Genomic DNA, 24,779 nt, shown 5'->3' with positions numbered 1-24,779 from the left:
TGCAGGAGGCTCCCATGAGACAGGGTGTCACATTGCGTGTCTCTGGTGCTCGGGCCTGCTTTTCATGCGCCGAGTTTAAGAGTGCCTAACAGAACCATCTCTGGACGAATCGCCAGCAGATGAGGCTGGCCGCGATGTGGTGAAAGGCAGTGAAGATATCGGCGCGCCGTTCGTAGCGGACGGCGATGCGGCGGAAGCGGGCAAACCAAGCGAGCGTACGCTCGACCACCGATCGATGTCGGCCGAGACGCTCGCTGCTTTCGATGCCGCGCCGGGCAATCCGCGGAATGATCGCTCGTTGGCGTAGCGCCGGCAGTGAGCGAAGTCGTAGCCCTTGTCGGCATGCAGCTTGGCCGGTCGCCGCCGGGGCCGCCCGCACACTGGCGGATCGCCGGCACGGCATCGACCAGCGCTTCCAGCAGCTTGCTATCGTGCCGGTTGGCCGGCGAGATCCTCAGGGCGAGCGGGATGCCGTTAGCATCGACGAGAATGTGGCGCTTGGAGCCCGGCTTGCTGCGATCCGTCGGGCTCGGGCCCGTCTCCTCGCCCCCCTTTTTGCCGGGACGCTGGCGCTGTCCACCGCCGCAGGATCCCAGTTGATGGCGTTGGCATAGCCAAGCCGGTCGAGCAGCACGCGATGCAGCCGTTCCCACACGCCAGCCCGATGCCACTCGTGCAGACGCCGCCAGCAGGTCATACCCGAGCCGCAGCCCATCTCCACCGGCAGAAGCTCCCAAGGGATATCCGTGCGCAGCACAAACAGGATGCCGGTCAGCGCCGCACGATCGTCCAGCCGAGGCCGTCCGCCTTTCAGCTTGGGCGGCTCCGGCGGGATCAGCGGTTCGATCATCGCCCACAAGGCGTCGCAAACAAGAGGGGATGCCATGCCACTACCAACCGTTCCCGCCCCGTTTTGTCACGCACTCTAAATCCGCTGTGCAAGCTGCTGTAAAGCTGGAACGGCTTTGATGCGCAGTCCCCACGCGATCAAAACCAATAGGCAGATCGCGAAAAGCAGTGCTGTAAGTAGCATCACATTTGTGGTTCCGAACCGTTCCAGCGCTCCCCCAAACTGCGGAGCGACGGCGGCGAATCCAAGGTTTCCGAGCATTGATGCCAGTGACAAGGTAGTGGCCCGAAATTCCGAACTGCTGAACGTGTTGATCCATTCCCTCATAATCGGGTCATAGATGCCTTGCACGACCGCATGAAATGAAAAACCGAGAAGGGCAAGCAGCAGGCCCTCGGAGCCTGAGATCTGAACGCCCCACGCAAGGAAGCCGTGGAAGGCAAGGATAGGAAGCGTCAGCAGGAGCATGGTCCCGCCGGGCGATAGGCGCAGCAAATCCATCCGCATTCCTGCTGCCAGCGATATGGCAAGAGTTGCGCAGAAAAGCGGTCCAAACCAGGACACTGGCACCTGAAGCTCACGCAAGGCGGGCTGGAACACCCAAAATCCGACCCGGACATAGATGAATTCCAAGCTGAAAAAGAGGAGCACGAAAATAAACCGACAGTCCCTGATCAGACTCCCGAATACTGCCCGTGCGGCTGAAGTCCGTTTCTTAGACATGGCAGAAAGAGGCGGCTCGCCAATAAGCGCCAGAAAGGGCAGAGAACCCAAAATGAAGACGGAGCTCACCAGAAATGGCAATCCGAGCCCATATCGGGCGGCCAGGAGCGATCCGACCGCCGAAGCCGCTCCATAACCGAGATTGCGCATCGACCAGCCGCGCCCTTCAACCGTCCGATAATCGTCCAGACGGGACTGCTCAGACAAGGCTTCATAAACCAAAGCCGAGTCGGCGCCGCTGGCCAAGCTCATAGACAATCCCAGAAGGAGTTCCGCAACGATCAGCCAAGCGAACTGCGGACACAGCACCATCATCGCATATCCGGCTGCGGCCGTGACGCTACTTGCAACGAGACACGCCTTGCGGCCGTAACGATCAGCCAGGAAACCGGTCGGAATCTCTGTCAGGCATTTGCTGACATAATAGATGCTCTCCAATGTCAAAGCATCGGCTAGAGTCAAGCCGATGCTGGAGAAATAGGTAATACTGATCGCAACGTGAAAATAGGCGTTGCGGAGCAGGCGAAAGCCATAAAATCCAATGGCCAGACCATTGATGCGCATTCCATGGATGTCCAGGTTGTGAAACGGCAGAGCGAAAGGATGTCAATCGCGCGTTTCGAAGGGGGAAGGTGACGGTGCGAGGGCCAGCGTCGAGCCGTGCCGGAAACTTGGCTGTGGGGAGCCTTCAGAGGATCTCCACCAGCTGGCTGGCACAGTCGATGCTTAGCTTGCGAGCGCTTGACCAATGCCGATAGAGAAGCTCGCCGGTACCGATCACGGCTGGCACGCCAAGCTCGTTCGCTCGGATCGCCATATGGGAGTTGGCGCCCCCGAAGGCGGTGATGAAGCCGGCAATCTTGCGGGAGAAGATCCAATCGAATCCCGGATCGGCACTGGGGATCGCTACAATCGCCCCTTCCAGACTGTCGCGTTCATGATGGCTGCACACCGTTCCGACAGCACGCTTGCGGGTGATGAAATTCGGTTCGTTCGACGGCAATGCAAAGCTCCAAACATCGTCCGGCGCGCGGATTAAAGGCGGCAGAGTGGTCTGCAAGGTTTCCGCATACCGTGCACGTCCTGCGACGATGCTGTCATGGAGGCATTCCCGAACGTCGCCGCCCGACGAATGAATATCAGCAATGCGGCGGATGTCGAAGAATGACATTTCGTCCCTACTAAACCCGTATTGTTCTCCTAATTCTGTTAGCAATTTCAGTGCATCTGAAAGATTTCTGGTGAATATGAACTTAGCGTACTCCCTCCCTTGAATTCCAGCCTGAATAAATTTGAATAAACCTAGAACGTCCTGGTTGAGACCGTGTTTGACTAAGTGGTCACTGACCTGCTCAATTTGCTCCAGGCTAAGGCGGAACGTCGTCTTATCATCATATGTATTCCGGTTTGTCCAGTCGAAGTACTCGTCTGGTGTCTCATCATAGCGGGGGGCGAGAATGTCGTATGTTCCTGGTCGCAAATGACCATAGCGGGTGAGAAAGTCTCCTCTGTCCATTACTGCGAAATCATGTGCCATCCGGGTGCTTACGGTATCAATCGAGGCCATAAAACTATCAAAATCAGCGGGAGTCAGGACCTGCTCTGAAACCAATGAACGTAAAAGTTGAACCGCGATGAAGCCGGATCGAGCCAGACCTGCAAAAGGCAACGTTCCGAAATGTCGACAATCTTCGACCAACCAGTAGATCTTGTCAACCAAACGGAGATTTGACTTCAAGACGCTCTGGCGGCGACGCTCCAGTTCTTCGACCTTTGCCGCATCTATATTCCAAAGACCATCATTGGCGATCACTTTGTTGGTGAGGCGCCGCAGACTGTCGACGATCTGCACGCATTCAGCATTGGTGAATCCAGCGCTCTGAAGTGCACCAACGCGGTCAGCAAGGTCAAATGTGTAGCAGGTAAACACGATGTCAAACTCTACTTTATCATGTAGAGAAGGGCGCTCAACAAGACAAGATACATAGTAATCTATTAGCTTTTGTCCAAGATCGGGCGACAAATCGGCGGGAAGAAATGAATTAAAGCTCGCCCGCACGTCCACATAGGGTAATCCGTTGAAGCTGTGGAGCAAGGGAACGCCTGATACATCTCTGTATCCGTAGGCAACCCGTTGCTTCGCCCAAACGTCGTCGGTGATGAGATGCCGATACAGACTGAAGGCCAACGGGCGCGGCCGTACGCCAATGATCTCCGCAGGATTCCAGTCTGGCATCACGCCAAACACGGTGCGCGCACCGAGCAGATGTGGATGGCTCTGCATAGATGCAGCGATCCGATCCCGGATGCAGTGTAATCGGCGGTGATGGTCCGCTACCTTGATCTCGTGCTCGATTCCGAGCACAAGTGGCCGGACCTGGAGGAGGTAGAGCTCGCCTGCATGATCGAAAGCGAATTCGATGTCCAAAGCGCTATGAGAAAGGAGTCTTTCTAATTCTTCAGAAAGGGATGCAAGCCGCTGGACCATAGGATCTGCACTCGGTGATCCTTTTACATGAACAACCATATGAAGCGACGCTCCGTTCCCGCTCGTCACTGCGGCAGTATCTCCCAAATCGTCATGATTAATAATAAGGTATTGAGCTCCGGTGGCCGGATCTCTTGTAAACAGAACTCCGCTGGTAGTTGGGCGATCGATCATCGGCTGTATGAAGTTGCTCTTTACCAAGCACGTTGACAACGGATGTAAAACGCCCGGCCAGAGATTGTGTTGCGCTGTCTTCCGACAAAGCGCTGCTGCGCACGATAACAGGACAATTTGTCCAACCCTGAGCGGCGACCATGTGACAGACGGTCTCTGGCGCTGAGTTCCACTCATCGACCGTGAAGCGCAGCTGTGGAAGAACTCGCGCACTGTCAACGCGACTTTGAAGGCGCTCCAATGTTTCTGCTTTTGTTCCAAAAGAAATTTTTGCTATTTCATGATGTTGACCAGTTATCCTCGGGCTCCGGTATGTAATACCTTCAGATGAAATAGGAGGCAAAACGGCCTTCATATTGGACATCGACGTCATGATCCACACCTTATGTCACATGTTGGTGAGCTTTTACGCTTTAGAACACGTCTTCCGCCGTATGACCGCTTAGACACTTGGCGAAAATCTCGCATTAGGTGTTTTCTTTTGGAAAATATAACCTAAGCGCGAATCTTTATAAGATGGTAGACATAAAAAATTCACGCAATTGACATTTTCTCAGCAGTCGTGAGAAAATTTGTTCATGAGATATCGTCATTTACCGCCGCTGAATGCCTTACGATATTTCGAGGCCGCAGCCCGACTGTGTAATTTCACACAAGCCGCTACTGAATTGAACGTTACACCAAGTGCCATCAGCCACCAGATCCGTTCGCTTGAGTCATATTTGGGCCAACGGTTGTTCCAACGTAACAGGCAAACTCTGTTCCTGACCAAAATTGGGCAGGAATATCTCCGTACTGTGCGTGATATTCTCGACCACTTGGAGGTGGCAACTGAAGAAGCCATTGGAAAACCAATTAAAGAGACTATTGTCCTGAGTGTTTCGCCGGCATTTGCCAGTCGCTGGTTAGTAAAAAGAATTAAAAGTCTAAATAATAAGCACCCTCATATTAACATACATATCAACTCAGCTAGGCACCACGTTGATTTTGAAAAAGAAAACGTGGATATTGCGATTCGCCATGGAACGGGTGATTGGCCGGGTCTAAAGGCTGATTTGTTAATCGACGACGAGCTTTTTCCAGCCTGTAGTCCAATGCTTTTTAACGGCTCTGCACTGCCAACAGCTTATAGTGATATAGCCCGTTATCCGCTGCTCAACGACGTGTCGCACAGCTATTGGCGAGAATGGCTGGCCTTGGTAGGCGTAGCTGACGTTCAGCTCGATAATGCGCTCAGCTTTGATGACAACGGGCTGATCATTGATGCAGCAGTATTAGGATACGGTATCGCCATGGTTCGATCTGCCCTTGTCGAGGAAGAATTAAAGTCAGGGCGTTTAATTAGACTATTTAATATTAGTCTGCGTGATCGTCTCGGATATTATGTGGTCTGTCCTGAGCTGACGGCCTATCGACCATCTGTCAAATTAGTGCGCCGTTGGCTTTTATCCGAAGCACATGGAAATTTGCAGATATAGATGAAGCAATATATTTATTTTAGGCAATCGAGAAGAAGGGGCGTGATTATTTATTTTTTTTTGTAAAAATTTCCCGCATGCGAAAATTTGCAGCCACCCTCTTTAATATAATATCGCGATATCTGTCCAGTATAGCAACGAAATTCTACAATATCATGCGGTGGGAGGGTAAACCAACAAGGATTCAGACTATCACCCAAGTGGCCAAGAGCGTAATTGGTCAAATACTCATTTGCTCAAATGAGTAGGTTTTAGAGTGCGTTGCTCTGTCGAAAGCCTCGCGATCTGACGGTGTGATGCCCATCTGCCGTGTATCATGGAGAATCATCTGCTGTGCTTTGCGCGGCTGGCCCATGTTGTGGCGCGCCGCGCGCTCCCCGTACCTCTGAGCAAGTACGCCCGCCCTGCCTATCGCCCCTCCAGCCTGTTCGCCGCTCTGCTCGTGAAGGAGCATCTCCGCCTGAACTACCGCGGCTTGGAGGACCTGCTGCGGATCTCGGGGCAACTCCGCCGCCTGTTCGGCTTCCTGAGCGTCCCCGACCACTCCACTTTCTGGTGGTTCGCCCGCCGCTGGCTCAGTGCCGAACTGGTGGCGTCCGCCTTGGCGGAGACCGTACGCCGGGTCAAACCCGATAGCCAGCGGTGCCAAGTCGCTCTGGACAGCACGGGGCTCTGGCTCAGCCATACCTCACGGTATTTCGAGTGGCGGGCCAAACGCGAGCGTGGCCAGCGTGGATGGCTGAAGTGGGCGTTGGCGATGTGGGTGGGGCCGCAAGTGCTTTTGGCGCAACGTGTTCGTCCAGGACCGGCTGGCGATTTCCCCGATCTGGTGCCGCTGGCGACTGACGCCTCTGCGGTGATGGCCTTCGACGAGGTGATCGCCGATGCCGGATACGACAGCGAGGCCAATCATCGCTTCTGCCGCGAGACATTGGGCGTCCACTCCCTCATCCCGGCGAAGAAGCGGCGCTCGATCAAGGTCATCGCAACCACCCCATACCGACAGGAGATGCACCGCCTGCTCAATGACCCAGGGGATGATGCCAGCAAACGCGCTTACCGGCAGCGCTGGAAGGTCGAAACCGTCATGTCGGTTGCGAAGCCGAGGTGGGGCGAGGCCCTATCCGCCCGCACCGACCTCATGCAACGGTCTCAAGCATTGCTCAGAGGCGTCGTCTACAACCTCAACCGCCTTGTTCTCCTTGGTATTTCCGCCTGAGGCTTTCGACAGAGCAACATGTTCTTAGAAACCTGCCCCGTTGCTGGCGATCACGTCCCTATACCAGCTGAACGACTTTTTCGGGATGCGGCTCATGGAGCCGTGTCCCTCGTCGTCGCAGTCGACGTAGATGAAGCCGTAGCGTTTGCTCATCTGGCTGGTCGAAAGCGAAACGCTGTCGATGCAGCCCCATGCCGTGAAGCCCATGACGTCAACACCCTCATCGAGCGCATCGCCGATTGCGCTTATATGGTCGCGGAAATAGGCGATGCGGTAATCGTCCTCGACGGTGCCGTCGACGAGTTTGTCGCGGGCGCCAAGCCCGTTCTCGACGACGAACAGGGGCTTGCGGTAGCGGTCGTAGAGTTCGATGAGCGAGATGGTCAAACCGATCGGGTCGATCTGCCAGCCCCAATCGGAGACCGGGAGATAGGGGTTCTTCACACCCGAAGTGACATTGCCGCCAACCTTCTCACGCTCCGCTTCATTCACACTCGACACCATCGACATGTAATAGCTGAAGGACACGAAGTCGACCGGATAGGCCTTGAGGATCTCCTCGTCCCCTTGCTCCATGACAATTTTGATGTCGCGTTTGCGCCAAGCGCTGAGGGCCGACGGTGGATAGACGCCGTGGACCTGCACGTCGGAGATCGTGAGATTGTCGCGATTGTCCCTGACCGCCTTCAGGCAATTCTCGGGCCTGCAGGTTTCGGGATAGGACAGCAGGCTCGTCACCATGCAGCCCATCTGCGCGCCGGGGATGATGGCGTGCAACTGCTTCGTCGCAAGCGCGCTTGCCACCAACTGGTGATGCAGGCCCTGCCAGATGATTTCCTCGAGTTTCTCCTTCGGGTGGCGATCCTCGCAGATGCCCATGGTGGAGAATGGATGGCGGAAGGCGCTGTCGATCTCGTTGAAGGAGAGCCAGTATTTCACAAGGTGGCGGTAGCGGCGGAACACGGTCTCGGTGAAGCGCAGGAAAAATCCGACCACCTCGCGGCGATACCAGCCGTCATAATGGTTCACGAGATGGAGCGGCATCTCGTAGTGATGCAGTGTCACCAGCGGCTCGATCCCGCGAGCACGCATCTCCGTGAAGAGGCTTTCATAGAAGGCAAGGCCGGCTTCGTTGGGTTCGGTCTCGATGCCCTTGGGAAAGATGCGGGTCCACTGGATGGAGACCCGCAGCGTCTTGAAGCCCATTTGCGCCAGGAGATCGAGATCCTCGCGATAGCGATGGTAGAAGTCGATGCCCCGGCGTTTCGGATAGGGGCCGATCTCGGTGCAGGCTTCGGCTGCGGCGATATCGGCGCTCGAAATGTGATGCAGCGCCTTGTAGTCCTTGGGATCGACATGAGCCTTGTAGAGGGAGCAATCAGCCACCGAAAGGCCCTTGCCCCCCACGTTCCAGGCCCCTTCGCACTGGTTGGCGGCGAGCGCGCCGCCCCACAGGAAGCCATCGGGAAAACGGGTCTTGCTCATGCTTGGTTTCCTCAAATTCGACTTCGGGATCACTGGCCGACGCTCAAGGACCGCACGCCATCCGGGTCGGCTGCGGCAAGCGCCCTGTCGGCCAGGGCTTTGCATTGATTCAACGAGAGAGCGGAAAGGGTTGCCTTGATCTCCGGAATGGCGGCCGGCGCAACGGAGAGTTCGGTGACGCCGAGACCGACCAGGATGGGGGCCGCCACAGGGTCCGAGGCGGCGCTGCCGCACACCGCCACCGGCCGCCGCCCCCTGGCCGCCGCCCCTTCGCAGGCGATCCGGATCAGGCCGAGGACGCCGGGATGCAGGGCGTCGACGCCGGCGGCCACTGCGGGATTGCCCCGATCCATGGCCAATGCATATTGGGTCAGGTCGTTGGTGCCGACGGAGAAGAAGTCGCAAAGCTCGACCAGTTGCCGGGCCGCCACGGCAGCGGCCGGAATTTCGATCATCGCACCGACTTGGATCGGCGCGGACCGTCCGAGTGCCCGGCGCTCCTCCTCGACGATGGCCCGGACGGCGACCATCTCGGAGACGGAGGCAACCATCGGCACCATGATGCTGGCAACGCCATGGGGCTCGACGCGGAGGATGGCGCGGATCCCTGCATCTTCGGCATCCGCGGATGCCGCCATGCCGAGCTTGGGGAAGGCGCGCTGGATGGCGCGGAAGACTTCGACGACGTCGTTGCCGATGATCACCTGCGTTTGCGCGGCCGTTACCACACGAGGATGCCTTCGGTCCTTTTCAGCGTGTCGACCTTGGCGCGGCCCGGATCGGCAAGGGTGAAGCGGAGGCGGGTCGAGCAATGCTCCAACGCCTTCACATTGCCGGCGCCGCCGACATTGTCGATGATGACGGCGGCAAGCCGGTCATATCGGTTGGCGGTAGCCGGCGCGGCCGGCATGTCCGGTCCTGTGGGAGTGTCCGGAACGGCCGGAGACTGGTCGCCCTGCATCAGGCTCCGCACCTGTGCGCTGACGGGAACGACCGCCTCCGCCAGCACGACCTGGAACTGTCCGCCCCGCGTCATGGTGCCGAGCACGCCCGGAATCGATTGAATGCGCCGGACATCGACCTTGGCGATGTCCATAACCGTCAGCCTCAGCCGTGTCATGCAGTGATCGATCAGGGCGATGTTGGCCGCCCCGCCAACCCCTTCGACGATTTGGCGCGCCATGCCGGCATGATCCATGGAAACCTCCCCTGGCTTTTCTTGCGATGTCGAGCACGGGTGTGGCTTGCTGGGATCCGGACAACAAAAAAGGCCTGAGGCCACCAAGTCTCCTTGGAAGCGCTCAGGCCTTGCCCGCTGCCGCGGTCACAATCCTGTATTCGGCATCGAATTCGTAAATTCGGTGGTGACGATAGCGAACTGTCCGTGACGATGTCAATAAGCGGTTCGGACGTCCCGGGGCATCGCTCGTCATCCTCGGGGGGGATCGGGGGGGGGGAAATCGCAGGCGGCCTACAGTCCCGGCTGCGCCCGCCGGTCCTGGACCGATGTCAGCTTTCGCAATGCGTCCAGGAACTTGTGCGATGGGAGAGGCAGCGATCCGCGACGGCGGCGAAAGGCCATGAGCGTCCGGCCGCCGTCTATTCCGGGGATTGCGAGCGGAGCGATCAGTCCGGCCCGACGTTCCGGCTCGAACATCGGCTCCGCCATCCAGCTCAGAAAGCCGGACCCGACGACAAGGCTCTTCAGGACGGTGATGGACCTTGTCCTGACGACGATATCCGGCAAGCCGAGACCTTGCCCGGCAAAAATACGCTCGAGATGCTGGTGGGGGCCGGTACCCTGCGGCGGGATCGTCCACCGCTCTTCGAGGGTATCGGCAAGCGTCAGGCGCGGCCGCCGCGCCAACGGGTGACCGACGGCGGCAACCACGCGGCTCGTGTCCGTCCAGCAGCAGTCGCGGATCGCGACGATCTCGTCCGTGTCGGCAGTCTCGGCCCCGAGGGCGATGTCGATCTCGTGCTTCGCGAGCCCTGCGGCCAGCAGATCCCAGACGCCTTCCACGACATCGAAACGCAGTCCCGGCGATGCCTGCAGCGTGTTCCCGATTGCCTGCGGCAGGATCGAACTGGCGATGCTGGCAACCGCGCCGACGCGCACGGTGCCTTTTGCCGCGCCGCGCAACGCCCGGATTTCCTCAAGCGCCTGGTTCGCCTCGGCCTGCAGCGAGGTCGCATATGGCAGGAACGCCTTGCCGATTTCCGTCAGCTGGATGCCCTTCGAATGCCGTTCGAACAGCTCCACCCCAAGCTGATGTTCCAGCCGCTTCATCGCCCGGCTCAAGGCCGGCTGGGTCATGTTCAATGCGATGGCGGCGCGGCCCAGGCTGCCGGCCTTGACGATCGCCGCGAATGTCGCGAGTTGGTCGATGTTCAAAGGCATGCCCAAATGTAATGACTTTTTCTGTTCTTATCAACTGCCAGCATTGGTTCACAAACGGTAAGCTGGGGGAAATCAGAAGAAGATCGAGACTGGGAGGAAGATATGACCATCGCCGATGCGATGCCGTCGCGACATGTTCAAACGCCGACCGTCCGTGACGCCGTCATGGATCTGCTCCGCCGGTTCGGCATGACCACGATCTTTGCCAATCCCGGCTCGACCGAGCTGCCGCTGTTTCGTAATTTCCCGGACGATTTCCGCTACATCCTGGGTCTTCAGGAAGCCGTCGTCGTCGGCATGGCCGACGGATATGCGCAGGCCACGCGCAACGCCGCATTCGTCAACCTGCATTCGGCCGCCGGCGTCGGCAATGCCATGGGCAACATCTTCACCGCGTTCAAAAACCATACACCCATGGTCATAACGGCCGGGCAGCAGGCGCGTTCGATCCTGCCGTTCGACCCGTTCCTCGCCTCGCGCGAGGCGACCGAGCTGCCCAAGCCCTATGTGAAGTGGAGCATCGAGCCGGCGCGCGCGGAAGACGTGCCGCATGCGATCGCCCGCGCCTATTACCTCGCCATGACCCAGCCCTGCGGGCCGGTCCTTGTCTCCGTCCCGGTCGACGATTGGGACCGTAACGCCCGTTATGGATAACAATACCAACCTGTGCGAGAAAAAGTGTTTCAGAGCGGCCGGTGGAGAAGGGGGCGCAGCCCCCTTCCCCACACCCCTACCCTGCCTGTGGAACGTATCTGTTATCGGACCAGCACATGGACGGGTACGGGCTTTTCCATCCAGGGGATGGAATCGAAATCGTGGCTGTGGTCGTCAAAGTGGTCCCACCGACTCCGATCTAGCCTATATGGCCCATGGTAACGATTCCTTCCACGAATTCACACATGGCCGGATAGCACGCCGGGAAGCCGCCCTTGGGCCGGGGCGGGCTCCGGCATAGTGGCCTGTCCGTCGGCGGGCAGGGGCGCCGGGACACGAGTGAAGTCGAGTGTGTAGTTTCCGCTTATGCTACAATCTCGCACCAACGGTTAGTTCCGGCCGATACCGCTTTGCCCAAAGCACCCAGCGACTCCATCCCGACCTCCGGCACCCGAAATGAGGGCAGCGATAGATTCAGAATTTTTCCGCCGTGTCACCTCCCGATTCACCCGATTGCCCTGGCCGATGCGGATAAGAAAGTTGACACTGCTGTGGTGGTACATCATATTGTTTCTTTAGTAGTATAGCGTATATAAGTTAGGAGGTTTATATGTCGATAACTTTGGACTCAGCTCTGCTTCTCGTAAAGGAACATTTGCATAGGCCGATTACCGGGCGCCTGCTGCTGCTGGGGCGCCAGACAATCTTTCTTTCAATTGAAGACGCTAGTCGCCTTGTGACGGAGATAAACGGCTCTATCCGGTCCGACGCCATATTCGAGGTTGATGACAGTACTGTTTCAGCATCTGGGCATAAATTCATAAGTGACCGGAGTTTTTTTTCGCTCTTCTCGGATGCCGCCATTGATTGTCTGGACGTGTCAGCCTATGAGGGAGCTGAAATAGTTCATGATCTTTGTAAACCAATCCCTGAAAATCTTGATGGCCAGTATGATTTCATAGTCAATGGAAGCTGTCTTGACAATATATTCAATGCTTCTGGTGCATTGATAAACATGTCAAGAATGCTAAAGAAAAATGGCCGTGTTTTGATTGGAGAAAACGGCGCAATGAATGGATTTGGAGAATATAGCGTTTTTTCTCCTGATTGGTTTTACGATTTTTTCGTTTCTAATAAATACAATGATTGCAAGATCTATTTGATGGAATACGATATTGATAAATATGGAAAGTATGAGAGTCCAATTTATTCAATTAAAGATTTTTGTATCTATTCGTGGCAGCCTTCATATATGAACCCTCGCGGGATTCGTAGGTATGAACCCTCTCGACTGGAGACCAGACGTAAGACATCTATTCTTGTAATTGCCGAGAAAGGCATGGACTCCACAGATTTTGAGATGCCGATACAGCATGCTTATCGTTCGCAAGATCTTCATGAAAAGTATGTAGAAGTTGCGCATTCTTTCCTGTCTTCGAAAAGGCCAACGTTTAATTTTGGGGAAATCCCGATCAATCAAGAATTTCAGCAAGGGCCAGGCCAGAATTTTTCCCTTTGTGGTTTTTTGGAAAGCCTGGACGCAAAAAAATATCGTAGTTACCTGTAACGAATCACTCTCACCGGTTTAGTTCTACTGCAGGGCTGTTCAACGCTGATCTTGTGGTGCTGACGGCGGCCGATGGGCTGGTAAAAAAGGGCATTCCTTCGACGGCTTTTGTCTGAATCTATGGCGGGCAACCATCCACGAGGGGTAATTGCTTGTATGGGGTTTTCGGTGCTGTCAAGCCGGTCATCTCCGTCTTCTCCCTCCAGTTTTGCAATTCGATCGCGTCGTGGTCACTGCGCAGGACGGAGGCCGGGTCAAGGGCGCGCACGGTCGGCGCCTGCGGCGCCGAGTGGTGCGGCGCGCCCTTGAGGCGGACGCCTCCGGGTGATTGCTCACCGGGCTGGCTGAGCGCGTGATGGCAGCCGGCGCTCTGCGCAATGGGGGTGTCGGGCAATCGGGTGTTGCGTTGCAGGGCGGGACGTGAGTCAAAGGCGGGATGACGGTCCTGCCGCGCTATCGCCTCAGTGACGCCGAGAAGGACGCCCTGCTCCTTGAGCAGGCTGCGCTGATCGAGCGCATGGCGACGCGGATCGGCGAACTGGAGGCGTTGCTCGCCAAGCCGAAGAAAACTTCGCCGAACTCCCACATCCCGCCGTCCCAGGATGGCCCTGGGGGCAAGGCCAAGAAGGCAAAGCGGGCGCGCAAACCGCGGCCATCCCGTCCCGGTGTCGCGCGGCCGCTCGCGCCTGATCCCGATCGCACCGAGCGCTGCCTGGCTGATAGCTGTCCGCATTGCCAAGCGGCATTGGCGCCGGCGGCACAGCGCTGTCGACACCGCTACGATCACATCGACCTGCCGGAGGTTCGCCCGGTGGTGACGCGGGTGGAGCTGTTTGGCGGTCGCTGTGGGCAGTGCGGTCGGCGCTACCGGGCCGAGCCGCCCGCCGCCATGCTGCCGGGAACGCCGTTCGGTCCCGGTATCCGCTCGCTGCTGGCCTACCTGCATCACAGCCATCATGTCGGCTTCGAGCGGCTGTCACGCCTGCTGAAGGAGGTGTTCGGGCTGACCATCTCCGAAGGCGCCATCGCCAATGCCTTCCGCCGCATGGGCGCGGTGTTCGACACCGCCTGCGCGGCGATCAAGGCCAAGCTCCTGACGGCCCCCGTCATCGCCTCGGACGAGACGACGACACGGGTCAACGGCGTGACCCACTGGCAGTGGGTGTTCCAGCCCAACGACGCTGTGCTGCACACCATCGCCCCCAGCCGGGGACGGGCGGTCGCCGCCGCAGTCTACCAGCCCGAAGTCTGGATCTCCGACCGTTACGCCGGCCAGCAGGAACTCGGGCGGGTCCATCAAGTGTGTTTGGCGCACGTCTTGAGGGACGTGCAATACGCCATCGACTGCGGCGACAGCGTGGTGGCGCCGAAGATCCGCGATCACCTGCGTTGGGCGATCCGCGTCGGCAAGCGAAGACCGGGCCTTGTAAAGGCCGAATGAAGTTTGGTTCTCCCGCACTTTGCGTGATCGCGGTGGTATCGGACGCCAAGGATGAGCACATGAGGTGAACATCGCAGCAATTTCAGTTCACCGTGACCAAGCGCCGCCTTCCAGTGCGTGATCACGTCCTCGGTGAACCACATGGTCAGGCAACCGCGTTCGCGCAGGGAGGCGTCGTACTCGGCCCGGTTCTTCAACTTGCGTTTCGGTCGGGGGATGCGATGACGGAGAGCGGCGTTCGCCTCGTGCGGCATCGCGGGAAATCCAGCGGACGAAGTACGGCATCCCGACCTCCCCCACCGGATCCATCCGTACACCAATGCGAATCCCGCCCGGATCCAACTGAATGGTATTGGCTCTAAAATGCGCTCTTCAAAGATATGGAAAATAGACAAGATAAATCGCCAAACCCCCTCGGAGGTCGGGTCGTCCCTATAGAATCGAAAATTCTGCGTGTTATAAGAAAGCGTGAATCAATATAATCTTGAATATATAAGTATAATCCCGTGCCAGCGGTTGCTATTTTCCTCTGATTCAGCAAATCGTCGTAGGTGGAACCTAAGTCGAAAAAGGTAACGCCTTCTGCCGATACATTGGCATCGGCAAATAGCGGATAAGAGATATCCAACGCAGTCATATAGCCGCCGTTACCGGAAAGGGCATTGGCTTCAATCCCGCGTACGCCTCCGCTGCCGCCGAGGGTAAAGCGGGAAGAGGGTAGGACATGGCCTGACCCCCACTGCCCGCGAGCACGAAAGCGAGCTTTACTGTCGAATGGCAGTCCGGTCCGCAAAGTGTCCAGGCTAACTTCGGCAAAGGAGTGGTCATCCGACCCGATGTTTCTTTCAAGATATGAAAAAATACCCTTCGTCGCGCGCCGGATGCCTCCGTAAATTCCAATTCCACCGATGCGTGACTCCCATAGAAAATTACCGCCCGCGCTCAATTCGAATACATCTAAGCGGCCATCTTTGGCGTATTTTTCGAACGAAAATCGGCTTCCAAGCATATATGTTTCCAGTTTACTCTCTCGCAAGCCAACCAGAAAATCAAAACGCCGGTGAAATTGCTCGTCTTTTAATGAGTTGCTGACGGTGCTGCGTTCGTCAAGAATTCTAAAGCTAAAATCAAATTTGATCTCCAATTCATTGCTTCGAATTCCAAGATCGGAATAGTAACCTTCAATGAAAGCGGAGCTGGATTTGCTGAGCCCCACCGACCAACGATCGCCTCCGGAACTCAGTGGCCCCTCATAACGCATTCCTTGCTGCGTATACCCCCTTCCCCGCGAAAGCTCCAGGGTCAAAAGATCAAAGCCGGGCAGGAAAACAGGCATGCTGCCGGTGGTTTTCAGTACATTGCTTCCCATCATGTTCGGCAAATCGTTAGAGATGCTCAAGCTGCTGAGAAAATGCGGAGGATGTTCAGTTCTGATGTCCAGCTTTGCCTTGTGCCTCTCTTCTCCAGGCTCTACTTCGATCTTCGGACGTCCCAGCCGCTTCTCGGCAACGATGCCATTTATGCCGTTCGTCAGATCGTTAATGCTGAATGGTTTCGTTTCATCGGGAATGAGTGCTTTGCGCAGCCATCTGATGACGAACTCGCTTTCCTTTTGCGAAGTTCGTCCATCCACTGCCGACAGGGTGACGTCGTGGCCGCGGCCGATGCGGACATGGTATTTCGCCGTATGGCCATCGATATGCAGGGAATCCACGCCGGTCGTCGGGTAACCTGACGCATAAAAGCATTCATTGATCCTTCTCATCAATAATTTGAGCCCTTCATGATCATAGGCTCGATTGTTAAAGTGGCTCTCCATGTGGAAATCGATTATTTCCTTCATTGGAGAGAATAAAATCTCTTCTGGTTTAAATTTTTCCACAACCAATGGGTGTGTTTCATTGGTATTTCCTTCGATCTCCACATAGGGAGTCGGCAAACGCCGAAAGATCGCATCGCAGGCATCCACGACCCCGGGAGGCAATGGTTTGGCAGCCGCCATGCAGATCGGCATTCCGGCCAAAATGCCGATGAAAGGAAGGAGTGCCCGACAAAATTTCCTGTTGAGAAAGGAGGCGGTCATTGTGCGCCGCAGGATTTTGGGAGGCCAAATTGCGTCCAGTCGCCCGAAAAAATATATCCTGACCAATGGTAAGGATGTGCCGTTGCTGGACGGCTCCGGACGGTCTGCTGCGCTTGCCGCAGTGCTTCATCCTTGGCGCAGCCACGCCGCAAATTGGCGTAGAACTCCACCATGAGCGCTTCGGACGATGCGGAATTGACTTCCCATAAAGTGCCGATGGATGATCTGACTCCGGTTCGCAGAACCAGGCTGAGCAGGCCCAGTTCCCGGCCGTCGCCGACGGTGCCGGCAACGTCGGCAATTCCCTTGGCGGTTTCGCAGGCCGAGAAAATCATGAGTTCCAGCGGGCGATTGCCCGACGCTTGGATTGCGGTGGCCAAAGTGCCGATCTCCGCAGTTCCCCACTCCTTCTGAGCGGTCCCGTCGGGAGCGGTGAAGGTGACCGCCACGCCATTTTTCGTGGTGAAGCGTGCATGAGTTGCCAAGTGGAGTATGTCAAAACTCTTGGCGCTTCCGGTCTTGAAGAGATTTTCGTAAGTGAAGTTTTGTCCGTCGAAGCGAACCGCTTCAGAGAATGTGCTCGCGATGCCGGCAAGCTCCCTCTGCATGGCGCTCGCGGCAAGACCTCCCATCAGGATGCGCGGAGGGCCGGGACGAGGATCGGTGTGCAGGATCGGCCAGGGCCCATCGACCAGGGATGGAATCATCACGAGGCTGGTGTCGTCGATCAGGCTCCTGCCATTCCCGCGCAGCGAAAGAGCGGCAAAGGGAATGCCGGCTGCCCAGGCATCGGGAATGATGACCAGGCGCGATGGCCACGTCTTGATCTGTGGCCGCGCCGTCAATCCCAACAGGTCGCGCAGCAATCGCTGCGCGTTCGCCGAAGGCAACGGCTTGCCATCTCCCAGGGCGACTTCCTTCCATTCTGCCAAAGCCGGCTCGATGGCGGAAAGCGAGGTCCAGTGCACCCACCCCGCGGCCTCTGTGCCGTTGGCCACGGAGAGAGGATCCGACTTCAGGACGATGGCCATCACCCGTGTACCCACACGCGTGATCGTAACGATCCACGTATTGCCGCTCGCCATGGCAAAGGCCGCACCTTCCGCATCTTTCGGTGGGAGCAGGCTCGTCACCTCTGCGGCGGGACTGTGGTCGCGGGGGGCATCGAACGAGGTGAATCTGCAGTCAGACCGAAAAAAACTGACAATCTCATAGCGGCGGCGCTCTTCGGTGATCGTCAGCAGGGGGGCGACCGTCGACCGGGACGACCCCCGCTTCGAACGCTCCGACTCCGCGACGATCAGAGATTGTTCGAAGATATTGTCCACCACATCGCTCAACCATGTTGCGCCGGACCGCTCATGCTCCGAGATTGCGAGCCTGTTCTGCCCGATCAATTCGCGGGCGATGGCCAGCAAGCGCGCGGCTTCATTGACCCGGCCGCTCCTCCATGCCTTTGCCGCGCGATCAGCCAACCCGCGCAACTCCGTCGCGGTATCGTTCGGCAAAGTCAGCGCCGGCGGCACTCCGCCGTCCATGGGGATCACGGCACCGGCATTGCGTGCCCTTCCGGACTCCATACCGGCTGCCGCTTTCAACTCCGCGACACCCGCGATGTCATCGCCCAGTCCACCCAGCCTTGCCATGGCGCAGGCCGCGCCGTCCATCGTCCCTTTCAGCGACGACAGGTGCAGGCAGGCGTAGGCGGCAGCAAGCCGGACATTGACGACACACTCTTCGTGGCGGCACTCCGCCTGCCGCGCGGACATGCCGTCGCGGAGATCCTCAAGCATTATGACGATCTCGTTGATGCGCAACACATTGCTTTCCACAAGCTGGACCTGTGACGCGTTTTCCCGGCGGCGGGCGGCACCGACCGACTGGAGCAGCCTGTGGACGGCACGCAGATCCGGTGAAGCCCCGTCCAGTTTCACCGCATTGAAAATCTGCCCCCCGACATTTTCCAAACCCTCCGACGGACAGGGAACGGCGATCATCTCCCTAAAGCTCGCAAGCAGCGCCTGCGCTTGTGCACGATGGTTCAGATAGGGGAGACAGGCCTCGACATAGCTCGTCCAGGAGGGCCATCCATCCGGGGCGGTCGGCCGCCAGAGGGCTTGCGGCAGGCGGGCAGCTTCGGCGAGGCAAGGCGCCTTTGCGGGACCGGTTCTGGTCGCCGCCTGCAGGATCTGCTGGGTTCGGAAAGGCCACTGAAGATCTATGCAGGCCACGCCGGCAAAGGACGCATCGTTGGCCGCGCCCAACGCGGCCACGGTCATCCAGATCAGCCGAATCGCCCTCATGGCATTCAAGGAAGGGCTATTCGTTTGAAAGCATTGGAGCAGAGAGTTCTCTGTTCAATTTCCTTTTTATTGATTAACAAGTCATATTTCTCGATCCATGAAGGCAGATTTTCAATTATGTTAATCATTATATCGATATATTCCGATGCGTTTCTTCTTGAATTTTTTTGTTCTATGTAAATAATTTCACCTTTCAACTTGTTAAGTTTATCCGAAGCTTCGTTCAAATCAGAAGAAAAAGTTATGTTGTGATGCTGACCATTTATTATAGAATCAGATAAATTTTGAATAGAGCGATTATAGTTATTTCGCGCTTTATTATAAATATTCCGTAATTCTGCGTTGGAAGCTTCGTCGCGAGTCATGAAAGGATTTATACCATCAGAGAAAAAGTTATAAGCCAACTCTGCGTTTTTGTATGCGCTGTTGAGGGGACCGCATAGAACAGCTTCATCATTTGAAGAAGCATATGAATAGTTGTCGCACGTCAAAACAGAAATAAAACCAAGAGTAGTTAAAATCGGTAGAAAAATCCATTTCCGCATTGACATCGCCAGAATCCTTGTCTGATAATAGAATTTATAAGGAGTAAACTCTCTTAAAGGGTATGAAAAGCAAAAAATGCCGCCATTATGCCGCTATGCCCTGGTGATGACGGCCTTTTGCGCGTTCCAGGCCCGTGCGGACATCCTGACGGACGGCAGCGTCGGACCAGCTCTCCACCTCAGCGGACCGACCATGGTCATCTCCGAGGAACTGGGGACACGCAAAGGGAACAATCTTTTCCATAGCTTCAACAAATTCGAGGTCGGGGAAGGGCAGTCCGCAAGATTTCGCGGCTCTCCTGACATACGCCGGGTCATTACCCGAGTCAGTGGCGGAGAAAGCACGAAGATATTTGGTAACGTATCTTCGGAAATCGATGGGTCGGATCTGATCATGATCAATCCGAACGGTTTCGTCATGGGCCCGAATGCGGCAATCAATGTCACTGGCTCATTCCACGCGAGTACAGCGACAGAGATTCAGTTTCCTGACGGCAAGACATTTTCCGCCCGTTCCACGTCATCCCCGGCTTTGTCGATGGCCGAACCCAGTGCATTCGGGTTTACCGGTCCTGCGGCGAGCATCGAGATTACCGGAGGGGGGATTTCGGCCGGCCGAAATCTGGAGTTGCTGGGTGGGGACATTCATGTTCGACAAGGCGCCATCATCAGCGGCACGGCGGGCGGTCGGGTGCGGGTCGGAGCAGTGGGAAGCGCGAACACGCGCGTGTCGGCAGCGCCCATTTCCGTCAAGGCACCGAGCGCCGGAACCGTGACCATCACGGACGGCAGCCAGATCAAAGGGGGGTATGGCAGCGTCGTCGTCGAGGGCGGCACGGTCGCCGTCGAAGGGGCATCGGTCAGCATCGCATCCACGGCGCAGCAGGCGTCGGGAGGAATCGATGTTTCCGCAGGTGCGTTGAAGGTCTCCAGATCCTCCGGCCGGATCGGCCAGATCACCTCGCAGACATCCTCGGCCAAATCGGGCGGCGCAATCAACATACGGGCGACGGACATCGTCCTGGACGGCGGATGGATCGCCGGCGAGACCAACTCCGCCGCTGCCGGAGCCAGTCTCGTGGTGAAGGCCGACAAGGATCTCACGATTTCCTCCGGAGGGTCGATCGCCGCCAACACCTATTCAGCCGGGAACGCCGGAACCGTGACCGTCGACGCGCGCTCCATCTTTCTGGAGGGACGGGGCGGAATCGGCGGCGTCACCTATGGCGCCGGCAACGGGGCATCCGTTTCGGTGACGGCAGGCGAACGCCTGTCCATCATCGGCGACATGCCGATCGATTCGCCTTTCGCGGCCCAATCCGGCGTTTTCGCCTTGTCCCGGGCGGCGGCTCTCGGCGACGGAGGCCGTGTTCGTGTTCAAGCCAAGGAACTGCTCCTGGACAGCAACGGGCAGATCGGCAGCGGCGCTTTCGGCAAGGGGGGCGCCGGTTCGGTCGAGATCATCGCCGGCTCACTGTCCCTCTCCAACGGCGGCACCATCGGTTCATCGGCCGGCGAAAATGCTCTTCGAGCCGGTTCGGTGACGATTTCCGGCGGCGAAATGCGAGTTGACCGCGGGGGAGAGGTGACGGTGCGCAGCCTGTCCTCCCATGATGCCGGAAGTCTTCAAGTCTTTCTGACCGGAGGGCTGACCGTCAACGGGATGGTCAACGCAACCTCGGCCTCCGGGGCGGGCGGCAATATTCACATCGCCTCCGGAGGAATCGTCTATGTCCAAGGAGGAGCAGTCACCGCATCGGCCGCTGCGGGCGGCGACGGCGGCAACCTGGTGTTCGGCGCTCGCTCGATCGTGCTCAACGACGCCCAGGTGACAGCCAAGGCGGTCGGTGGCACCGGCGGCAGCATCCTGATCGATTCGAACACCTACCATGTGAGCACCGGCAGCTTGGTTTCGGTGTCCTCCACCTTCGGCATGGATGGCCGTGTGCAGGTGAACACCCCGAGCTTCGGGCAATTCGCGCCCTCGGGCGGCATTGCGCCCGTCAAGGAATTGCCCGCCGCCCCCGTCCTGCCGCCCTGCGACCGGGCCGGCCGGGTCCATGCGGTGGTCGATCAGGCATCCCTGCTGGTGGCCGGGCCAGCCATTCGCCTGCCGACGGCCTTCCCGCTTCCTGGAGACATCCAGGAGGCCGGATCGGGCAGCAGGACATCGGTATCCTGCGACAATGGAAACATGACATGGTGACCCCGATGACGGCATCCGCGCCTGTCGCGCCCTCCGTTCCCGGGCCGCAATACCTCGATTCTCCATTGGTTATGGTCCACTACTTTGACGTGCAAGTTGTGGCATTGGTCGATCGCATCAATGAGGGAGACAGCGCGGTCGCATTTCAACTGATTACGACTTATGCTCTTTCCGGATACTCTGGAGATTACTCCTCCTCATATGATCCTAGTGCGGAGCACATTTCCTATAACGTGGAATTGAGCGTCTCGACAGGCACGGCGTCCACGAATGACTTCACGTTACCCGATCTTGCAAACCTGTCCATTCCGGTAACATTCGAGAAAAGTGCCGAATATAAGATAAATGCAATCGCAGACGAAGACCACAATGAAAGATCGGAATTCATCAAGGTTGTAGCCAAAGACACGTCATTTCTTCTGGACTCTCAGAGAAAGGTGGTTATTCGACCTGTCGGATCAGCCATTATTTATATCAATGGGGCTCCGGTTGCGAACAACGATTCGGTAACGACGGTAACCGATGCATCGATCACGATCGATCCGTTGAAAAACGATAGCGATGAGGACGGCAACCCAATCTCCCTCAACTCCATCGTCTCCCAACCATCCCATGGATCGGTGACGATGGCGAACAGCAAGTTCACTTATACGCCAAGCAAGGGATTTATCGGAAACGACAGCTTCTCCTATCAAATCAAAGATATCTACGGTGCGGCAGGTGTCGGCACCGTGTCGGTCAAGGTAACGTCACCCGTTGTAAACAGCCGTCCGAACGCGGGAAATGACGCCGCAAGTGTGGTTGCAGGCTCGACAACAAGGATCAATGTCCTGTCGAATGACGGCGATCCCGATGGCGACACCATCACCCTTTCCGACATTGTCTTGCCGTCGTCGCACGGCACGGCGGCGATCACCAGTGACGGCTATATCTCCTATACCGCTGCCGCCGGATATTCCGGAGCAGACACTCTTCGCTATCAGATCAAAGACAGCCAAGGAAATTTTGCCGAAGCCACGGTATCAATAACGGTAACCCAGGCAATCCCGGGGGAAGACAACTATTTTTCCATCTATGCTTATGCGGCGAACAATGCCGATTTGTTCCAGTCTTTTGGGCTCAATACGTCAGCACTGATCGATCATTATCAGAAAAACGGGCGCAATGAGGGAAGGTCGGCGACAGGATTCTCTCCTTATGCCTATGCGGCTTTGAACAAGGATCTTTATGCCGCTTATGGCCTCAACACCCAGGCTCTGACTGCTCATTACATACAATATGGGAGAAACGAAGGACGCTCTGCTTCAGGCTTTGATCCTTTGGCTTATGCGGCTGGAAACGCCGATCTTTTTGCAGCTTTCGGCACGAACATCGATCTCCTTACAAAGCATTACATCAACGCGGGAAGAAGTGAAAATCGCTCAGGCACAGGCTTCGATGTATTTTCCTATGCAGCCATGAACCCGGATCTCTTCAAAGCATTTGGTGTAGATGCAATATCTCTAATAAGTCATTATATATTAAATGGGAAGAAAGAGAATCGCAAAGCAAACGGATTTGACCCGATTGCCTACTCTGCTAATTATCAAGATATATTTTCAAGTTACGGCACCGATGCAATATCTCTAATATCCCATTATGTAAACAATGGGAGGGTCGAGGGAAGAAAATGCGCTCAGCTAACGAACGCTACCGCCATATCGAATAATTATATTGATTCTACTATGGAGTATAACAATAATTTCATAGCAATCACGCCAATCTTTTAATGATCTGGCTTACAGTGTCAATCGGCTTGAGATAGGAACCCTGGCTCGACAAGGCGCAGAGCCGGGAAATCGCGTCGGGGCGCTTCATCGCCAACGGCGAGTCCGCCCTGTCTCCCTGGCCACCCCGGCGCAGTTCAGCGCGTTGATCTATCGTCGGTGTGGAATATGATCGGACGGCAACGTCCATATCTTCGATTTCGCACCTTCCACGGACCCGCCATGACCCTGCCCGTCACGCGCCCGCTGCTCGCCATCACCCTCGTCCGTCATCCGGATTTCACCGCCGGACAGGACATGGAGAACCGGCTGATGGCGCATTTCACCGGTGATCCCGACCGCGCGCTTGGAGAGCGATTGGGTGTGCCGGTCGAACAACGGGGCCCCGGCACCGTGCCGCCGGACTTCGACGCCAGCGAAATAACCGCGGTCGTCGTGCTGGCCGATGCGGCGCTGGCCGGCGATCCCGCCTGGGTGGCGTGGGTCGAGGGCGTGGTGGCAGCCTGTGACACGCCCGACCTGCGCACCCGGCCCTTTCTGGTCTGCCTTGACAAGCGTGCGCTGTCGATGTCTGCCAAGGTCGGGCGCTTCAACTTTCTGCGCTGGGACCAATGGGAGGGTGGCGACGAGGACAAAATGCAGCGCATGCTCACCGACCTCGACTATCAGTGCTGCCGGATGTTGCGGGCCTGGATCAGCCAGCGCACCGCCCGCAACCGCGCCTGCCGTGACGCCTTCACCGAATATCTCAGCAACGTCCAGCTCTTCCTCAGCCACTCCAAGCACGACGCGGACAAGACGGGGGAGACCCTGGCCACGGCGATCCGCAACCACCTGCACCACGGCTCCGGCTATGGCAGCTTCTTCGACGTGCATGACATTCCGGCCGGCATGCCGTTCGACGAGGTGCTGATGCACAATGTCCGCCGCAGCGCCTTCCTTGCGATCCTCACCGACAGCTACTCCAGCCGCGAGTGGTGCCGGCGCGAGGTGATCGAGGCCAAGCGCACCGGCGTGCCGATGGTGGTCGCCCATGCCGTCACCGACCGCGAGGAGCGCTCCTTCCCCTATCTTGGCAATGTCCCGGTGGTGCGTCTCGAACCCGGACGCACGGATCGCATTCCGCTGGTCGTCGGTCGGCTGATCCGTGAGGTGCTGAAAGACTACCTATGGCAATGCCGGTGCGTGCTGGCCCGCGCGGCGGCCAAGCGTGGCAGGGTCACGTTCGTGCCGCGCACGCCGGAACTGATGGCGCTGACTGCCGTGCGGCGCGGCAGCGGGCTGGTGGTCTATCCCGATCCCCCAATGGCCGAAGAGGAAGCCCGGCTGTTCAATGAGGTGGCGCCGCGGGTGACACTGCTGTCATTCACCCAGTGGCTTGCTCGAGCCTGACGGA

At 57.3% G+C, this 24,779-nt stretch carries 17 protein-coding genes and 2 pseudogenes; 8 read left to right on the top strand and 11 right to left on the bottom strand.

The annotated features are described in order from the left end of the window. Nucleotides 1–85: 85 nt before the first annotated feature. From J2848_RS32505 to J2848_RS32490, 4 genes and pseudogenes are all read right to left on the bottom strand, one after another. Nucleotides 86–886: pseudogene (locus J2848_RS32505) on the bottom strand (IS5 family transposase). A 39-nt stretch (nucleotides 887–925) separates the two neighbouring features. Next, nucleotides 926–2,137 (bottom strand): MFS transporter, encoded by a 1,212-nt coding sequence (locus tag J2848_RS32500; protein ID WP_149235703.1) that lies wholly within the window; start codon nucleotides 2,135–2,137, stop codon nucleotides 926–928. A gap of 124 nt (nucleotides 2,138–2,261) precedes the next feature. Continuing rightward, on the bottom strand, nucleotides 2,262–4,235 hold the full coding sequence (locus J2848_RS32495) for a PEP-utilizing enzyme (RefSeq protein ID WP_211103383.1): 1,974 nt from the start codon (nucleotides 4,233–4,235) through the stop codon (nucleotides 2,262–2,264). Next, nucleotides 4,159–4,608, bottom strand: coding sequence for a PEP/pyruvate-binding domain-containing protein (locus J2848_RS32490; protein ID WP_211103382.1), 450 nt, complete (start codon nucleotides 4,606–4,608; stop codon nucleotides 4,159–4,161). Before J2848_RS32490 ends, J2848_RS32495 begins: the two co-directional genes overlap by 77 nt. 205 nt (nucleotides 4,609–4,813) lie before the next feature. Here J2848_RS32490 and gcvA point away from each other — a divergent pair, with 205 nt between their 5' ends. Both gcvA and J2848_RS32480 read left to right on the top strand, forming a co-directional pair. After that, the gene (gene gcvA, locus J2848_RS32485; RefSeq protein WP_149235702.1) at nucleotides 4,814–5,713 is read left to right on the top strand and encodes a transcriptional regulator GcvA; all 900 of its coding nucleotides are present in this window, start codon (nucleotides 4,814–4,816) and stop codon (nucleotides 5,711–5,713) included. A 316-nt stretch (nucleotides 5,714–6,029) separates the two neighbouring features. After that, the gene (locus J2848_RS32480) at nucleotides 6,030–6,932 is read left to right on the top strand and encodes a transposase (protein ID WP_253568809.1); all 903 of its coding nucleotides are present in this window, start codon (nucleotides 6,030–6,032) and stop codon (nucleotides 6,930–6,932) included. 24 nt (nucleotides 6,933–6,956) lie between these two features. On the opposite strand, the gene J2848_RS32475 is transcribed toward J2848_RS32480, so the two are convergent. The 4 genes from J2848_RS32475 to J2848_RS32460 form a co-directional block, all read right to left on the bottom strand. After that, a complete protein-coding gene (locus J2848_RS32475) occupies nucleotides 6,957–8,417 on the bottom strand; it encodes a glycoside hydrolase family 1 protein (RefSeq protein WP_149235016.1) in 1,461 nt (486 codons plus the stop codon). 29 nt (nucleotides 8,418–8,446) lie between these two features. Next, on the bottom strand, nucleotides 8,447–9,121 hold the full coding sequence (locus J2848_RS32470; RefSeq protein ID WP_246194407.1) for a putative PEP-binding protein: 675 nt from the start codon (nucleotides 9,119–9,121) through the stop codon (nucleotides 8,447–8,449). A 17-nt stretch (nucleotides 9,122–9,138) separates the two neighbouring features. Continuing rightward, on the bottom strand, nucleotides 9,139–9,615 hold the full coding sequence (locus J2848_RS32465; RefSeq protein WP_149235015.1) for a PTS transporter subunit EIIB: 477 nt from the start codon (nucleotides 9,613–9,615) through the stop codon (nucleotides 9,139–9,141). Between the two features lie 273 nt (nucleotides 9,616–9,888). Continuing rightward, the gene (locus J2848_RS32460; RefSeq protein WP_211103328.1) at nucleotides 9,889–10,812 is read right to left on the bottom strand and encodes a LysR family transcriptional regulator; all 924 of its coding nucleotides are present in this window, start codon (nucleotides 10,810–10,812) and stop codon (nucleotides 9,889–9,891) included. A 108-nt stretch (nucleotides 10,813–10,920) separates the two neighbouring features. Here J2848_RS32460 and J2848_RS32455 point away from each other — a divergent pair, with 108 nt between their 5' ends. The 3 genes and pseudogenes from J2848_RS32455 to tnpC all read left to right on the top strand — a co-directional run. Further along, entirely contained in the window at nucleotides 10,921–11,472 is a 552-nt protein-coding gene (locus tag J2848_RS32455; RefSeq protein ID WP_246194406.1) for a thiamine pyrophosphate-binding protein, read from the top strand. A gap of 610 nt (nucleotides 11,473–12,082) precedes the next feature. Further along, a complete protein-coding gene (locus J2848_RS32450) occupies nucleotides 12,083–13,039 on the top strand; it encodes a class I SAM-dependent methyltransferase (protein ID WP_149235013.1) in 957 nt (318 codons plus the stop codon). Between the two features lie 436 nt (nucleotides 13,040–13,475). Then, a pseudogene (tnpC, locus tag J2848_RS32445) lies at nucleotides 13,476–14,459 on the top strand (IS66 family transposase); the annotation flags it as partial. A gap of 379 nt (nucleotides 14,460–14,838) precedes the next feature. On the opposite strand, the gene J2848_RS32440 reads toward tnpC, so the two are convergent. From J2848_RS32440 to J2848_RS32430, 3 genes are all read right to left on the bottom strand, one after another. Beyond that, nucleotides 14,839–16,482, bottom strand: coding sequence for a ShlB/FhaC/HecB family hemolysin secretion/activation protein (locus J2848_RS32440; RefSeq protein ID WP_253568801.1), 1,644 nt, complete (start codon nucleotides 16,480–16,482; stop codon nucleotides 14,839–14,841). A 77-nt stretch (nucleotides 16,483–16,559) separates the two neighbouring features. Next, on the bottom strand, nucleotides 16,560–18,842 hold the full coding sequence (locus tag J2848_RS32435; RefSeq protein WP_170307271.1) for a CHAT domain-containing protein: 2,283 nt from the start codon (nucleotides 18,840–18,842) through the stop codon (nucleotides 16,560–16,562). 29 nt (nucleotides 18,843–18,871) lie between these two features. Beyond that, on the bottom strand, nucleotides 18,872–19,417 hold the full coding sequence (locus tag J2848_RS32430) for a hypothetical protein (RefSeq protein WP_149235010.1): 546 nt from the start codon (nucleotides 19,415–19,417) through the stop codon (nucleotides 18,872–18,874). A 70-nt stretch (nucleotides 19,418–19,487) separates the two neighbouring features. Between J2848_RS32430 and J2848_RS32425 the strand changes: the two genes are divergently transcribed. From J2848_RS32425 to J2848_RS32415, 3 genes are all read left to right on the top strand, one after another. After that, on the top strand, nucleotides 19,488–21,617 hold the full coding sequence (locus J2848_RS32425; protein ID WP_149235009.1) for a two-partner secretion domain-containing protein: 2,130 nt from the start codon (nucleotides 19,488–19,490) through the stop codon (nucleotides 21,615–21,617). Continuing rightward, on the top strand, nucleotides 21,611–23,386 hold the full coding sequence (locus tag J2848_RS32420) for an Ig-like domain-containing protein (protein ID WP_149235008.1): 1,776 nt from the start codon (nucleotides 21,611–21,613) through the stop codon (nucleotides 23,384–23,386). The genes J2848_RS32425 and J2848_RS32420 overlap by 7 nt, the downstream gene beginning before the upstream one ends. Before the next feature lie 219 nt (nucleotides 23,387–23,605). After that, on the top strand, nucleotides 23,606–24,775 hold the full coding sequence (locus J2848_RS32415; RefSeq protein WP_170307270.1) for a toll/interleukin-1 receptor domain-containing protein: 1,170 nt from the start codon (nucleotides 23,606–23,608) through the stop codon (nucleotides 24,773–24,775). The last annotated feature ends 4 nt before the right edge of the window (nucleotides 24,776–24,779 follow it).

The organism is Azospirillum lipoferum, from assembly GCF_024170005.1.
Taxonomy (GTDB): domain Bacteria; phylum Pseudomonadota; class Alphaproteobacteria; order Azospirillales; family Azospirillaceae; genus Azospirillum; species Azospirillum lipoferum.
Note: the sequence above shows the minus strand (reverse complement) of the source record. Positions and strands in the feature narration are given on the sequence as shown.

Coding starts and splice junctions, on each gene's coding strand:
- J2848_RS32500 (WP_149235703.1), bottom strand. CDS start 2,137: ATGCGCATCAATGGTCTGGCCATTGGATTTTATGGCTTTCGCCTGCTC.
- J2848_RS32495 (WP_211103383.1), bottom strand. CDS start 4,235: ATGATCGATCGCCCAACTACCAGCGGAGTTCTGTTTACAAGAGATCCG.
- J2848_RS32490 (WP_211103382.1), bottom strand. CDS start 4,608: ATGACGTCGATGTCCAATATGAAGGCCGTTTTGCCTCCTATTTCATCT.
- gcvA (WP_149235702.1), top strand. CDS start 4,814: ATGAGATATCGTCATTTACCGCCGCTGAATGCCTTACGATATTTCGAG.
- J2848_RS32480 (WP_253568809.1), top strand. CDS start 6,030: ATGGAGAATCATCTGCTGTGCTTTGCGCGGCTGGCCCATGTTGTGGCG.
- J2848_RS32475 (WP_149235016.1), bottom strand. CDS start 8,417: ATGAGCAAGACCCGTTTTCCCGATGGCTTCCTGTGGGGCGGCGCGCTC.
- J2848_RS32465 (WP_149235015.1), bottom strand. CDS start 9,615: ATGGATCATGCCGGCATGGCGCGCCAAATCGTCGAAGGGGTTGGCGGG.
- J2848_RS32455 (WP_246194406.1), top strand. CDS start 10,921: ATGACCATCGCCGATGCGATGCCGTCGCGACATGTTCAAACGCCGACC.
- J2848_RS32450 (WP_149235013.1), top strand. CDS start 12,083: ATGTCGATAACTTTGGACTCAGCTCTGCTTCTCGTAAAGGAACATTTG.
- J2848_RS32440 (WP_253568801.1), bottom strand. CDS start 16,482: ATGGCGGCTGCCAAACCATTGCCTCCCGGGGTCGTGGATGCCTGCGAT.
- J2848_RS32435 (WP_170307271.1), bottom strand. CDS start 18,842: ATGACCGTGGCCGCGTTGGGCGCGGCCAACGATGCGTCCTTTGCCGGC.
- J2848_RS32430 (WP_149235010.1), bottom strand. CDS start 19,417: ATGTCAATGCGGAAATGGATTTTTCTACCGATTTTAACTACTCTTGGT.
- J2848_RS32425 (WP_149235009.1), top strand. CDS start 19,488: ATGCCGCCATTATGCCGCTATGCCCTGGTGATGACGGCCTTTTGCGCG.
- J2848_RS32420 (WP_149235008.1), top strand. CDS start 21,611: ATGGTGACCCCGATGACGGCATCCGCGCCTGTCGCGCCCTCCGTTCCC.
- J2848_RS32415 (WP_170307270.1), top strand. CDS start 23,606: ATGACCCTGCCCGTCACGCGCCCGCTGCTCGCCATCACCCTCGTCCGT.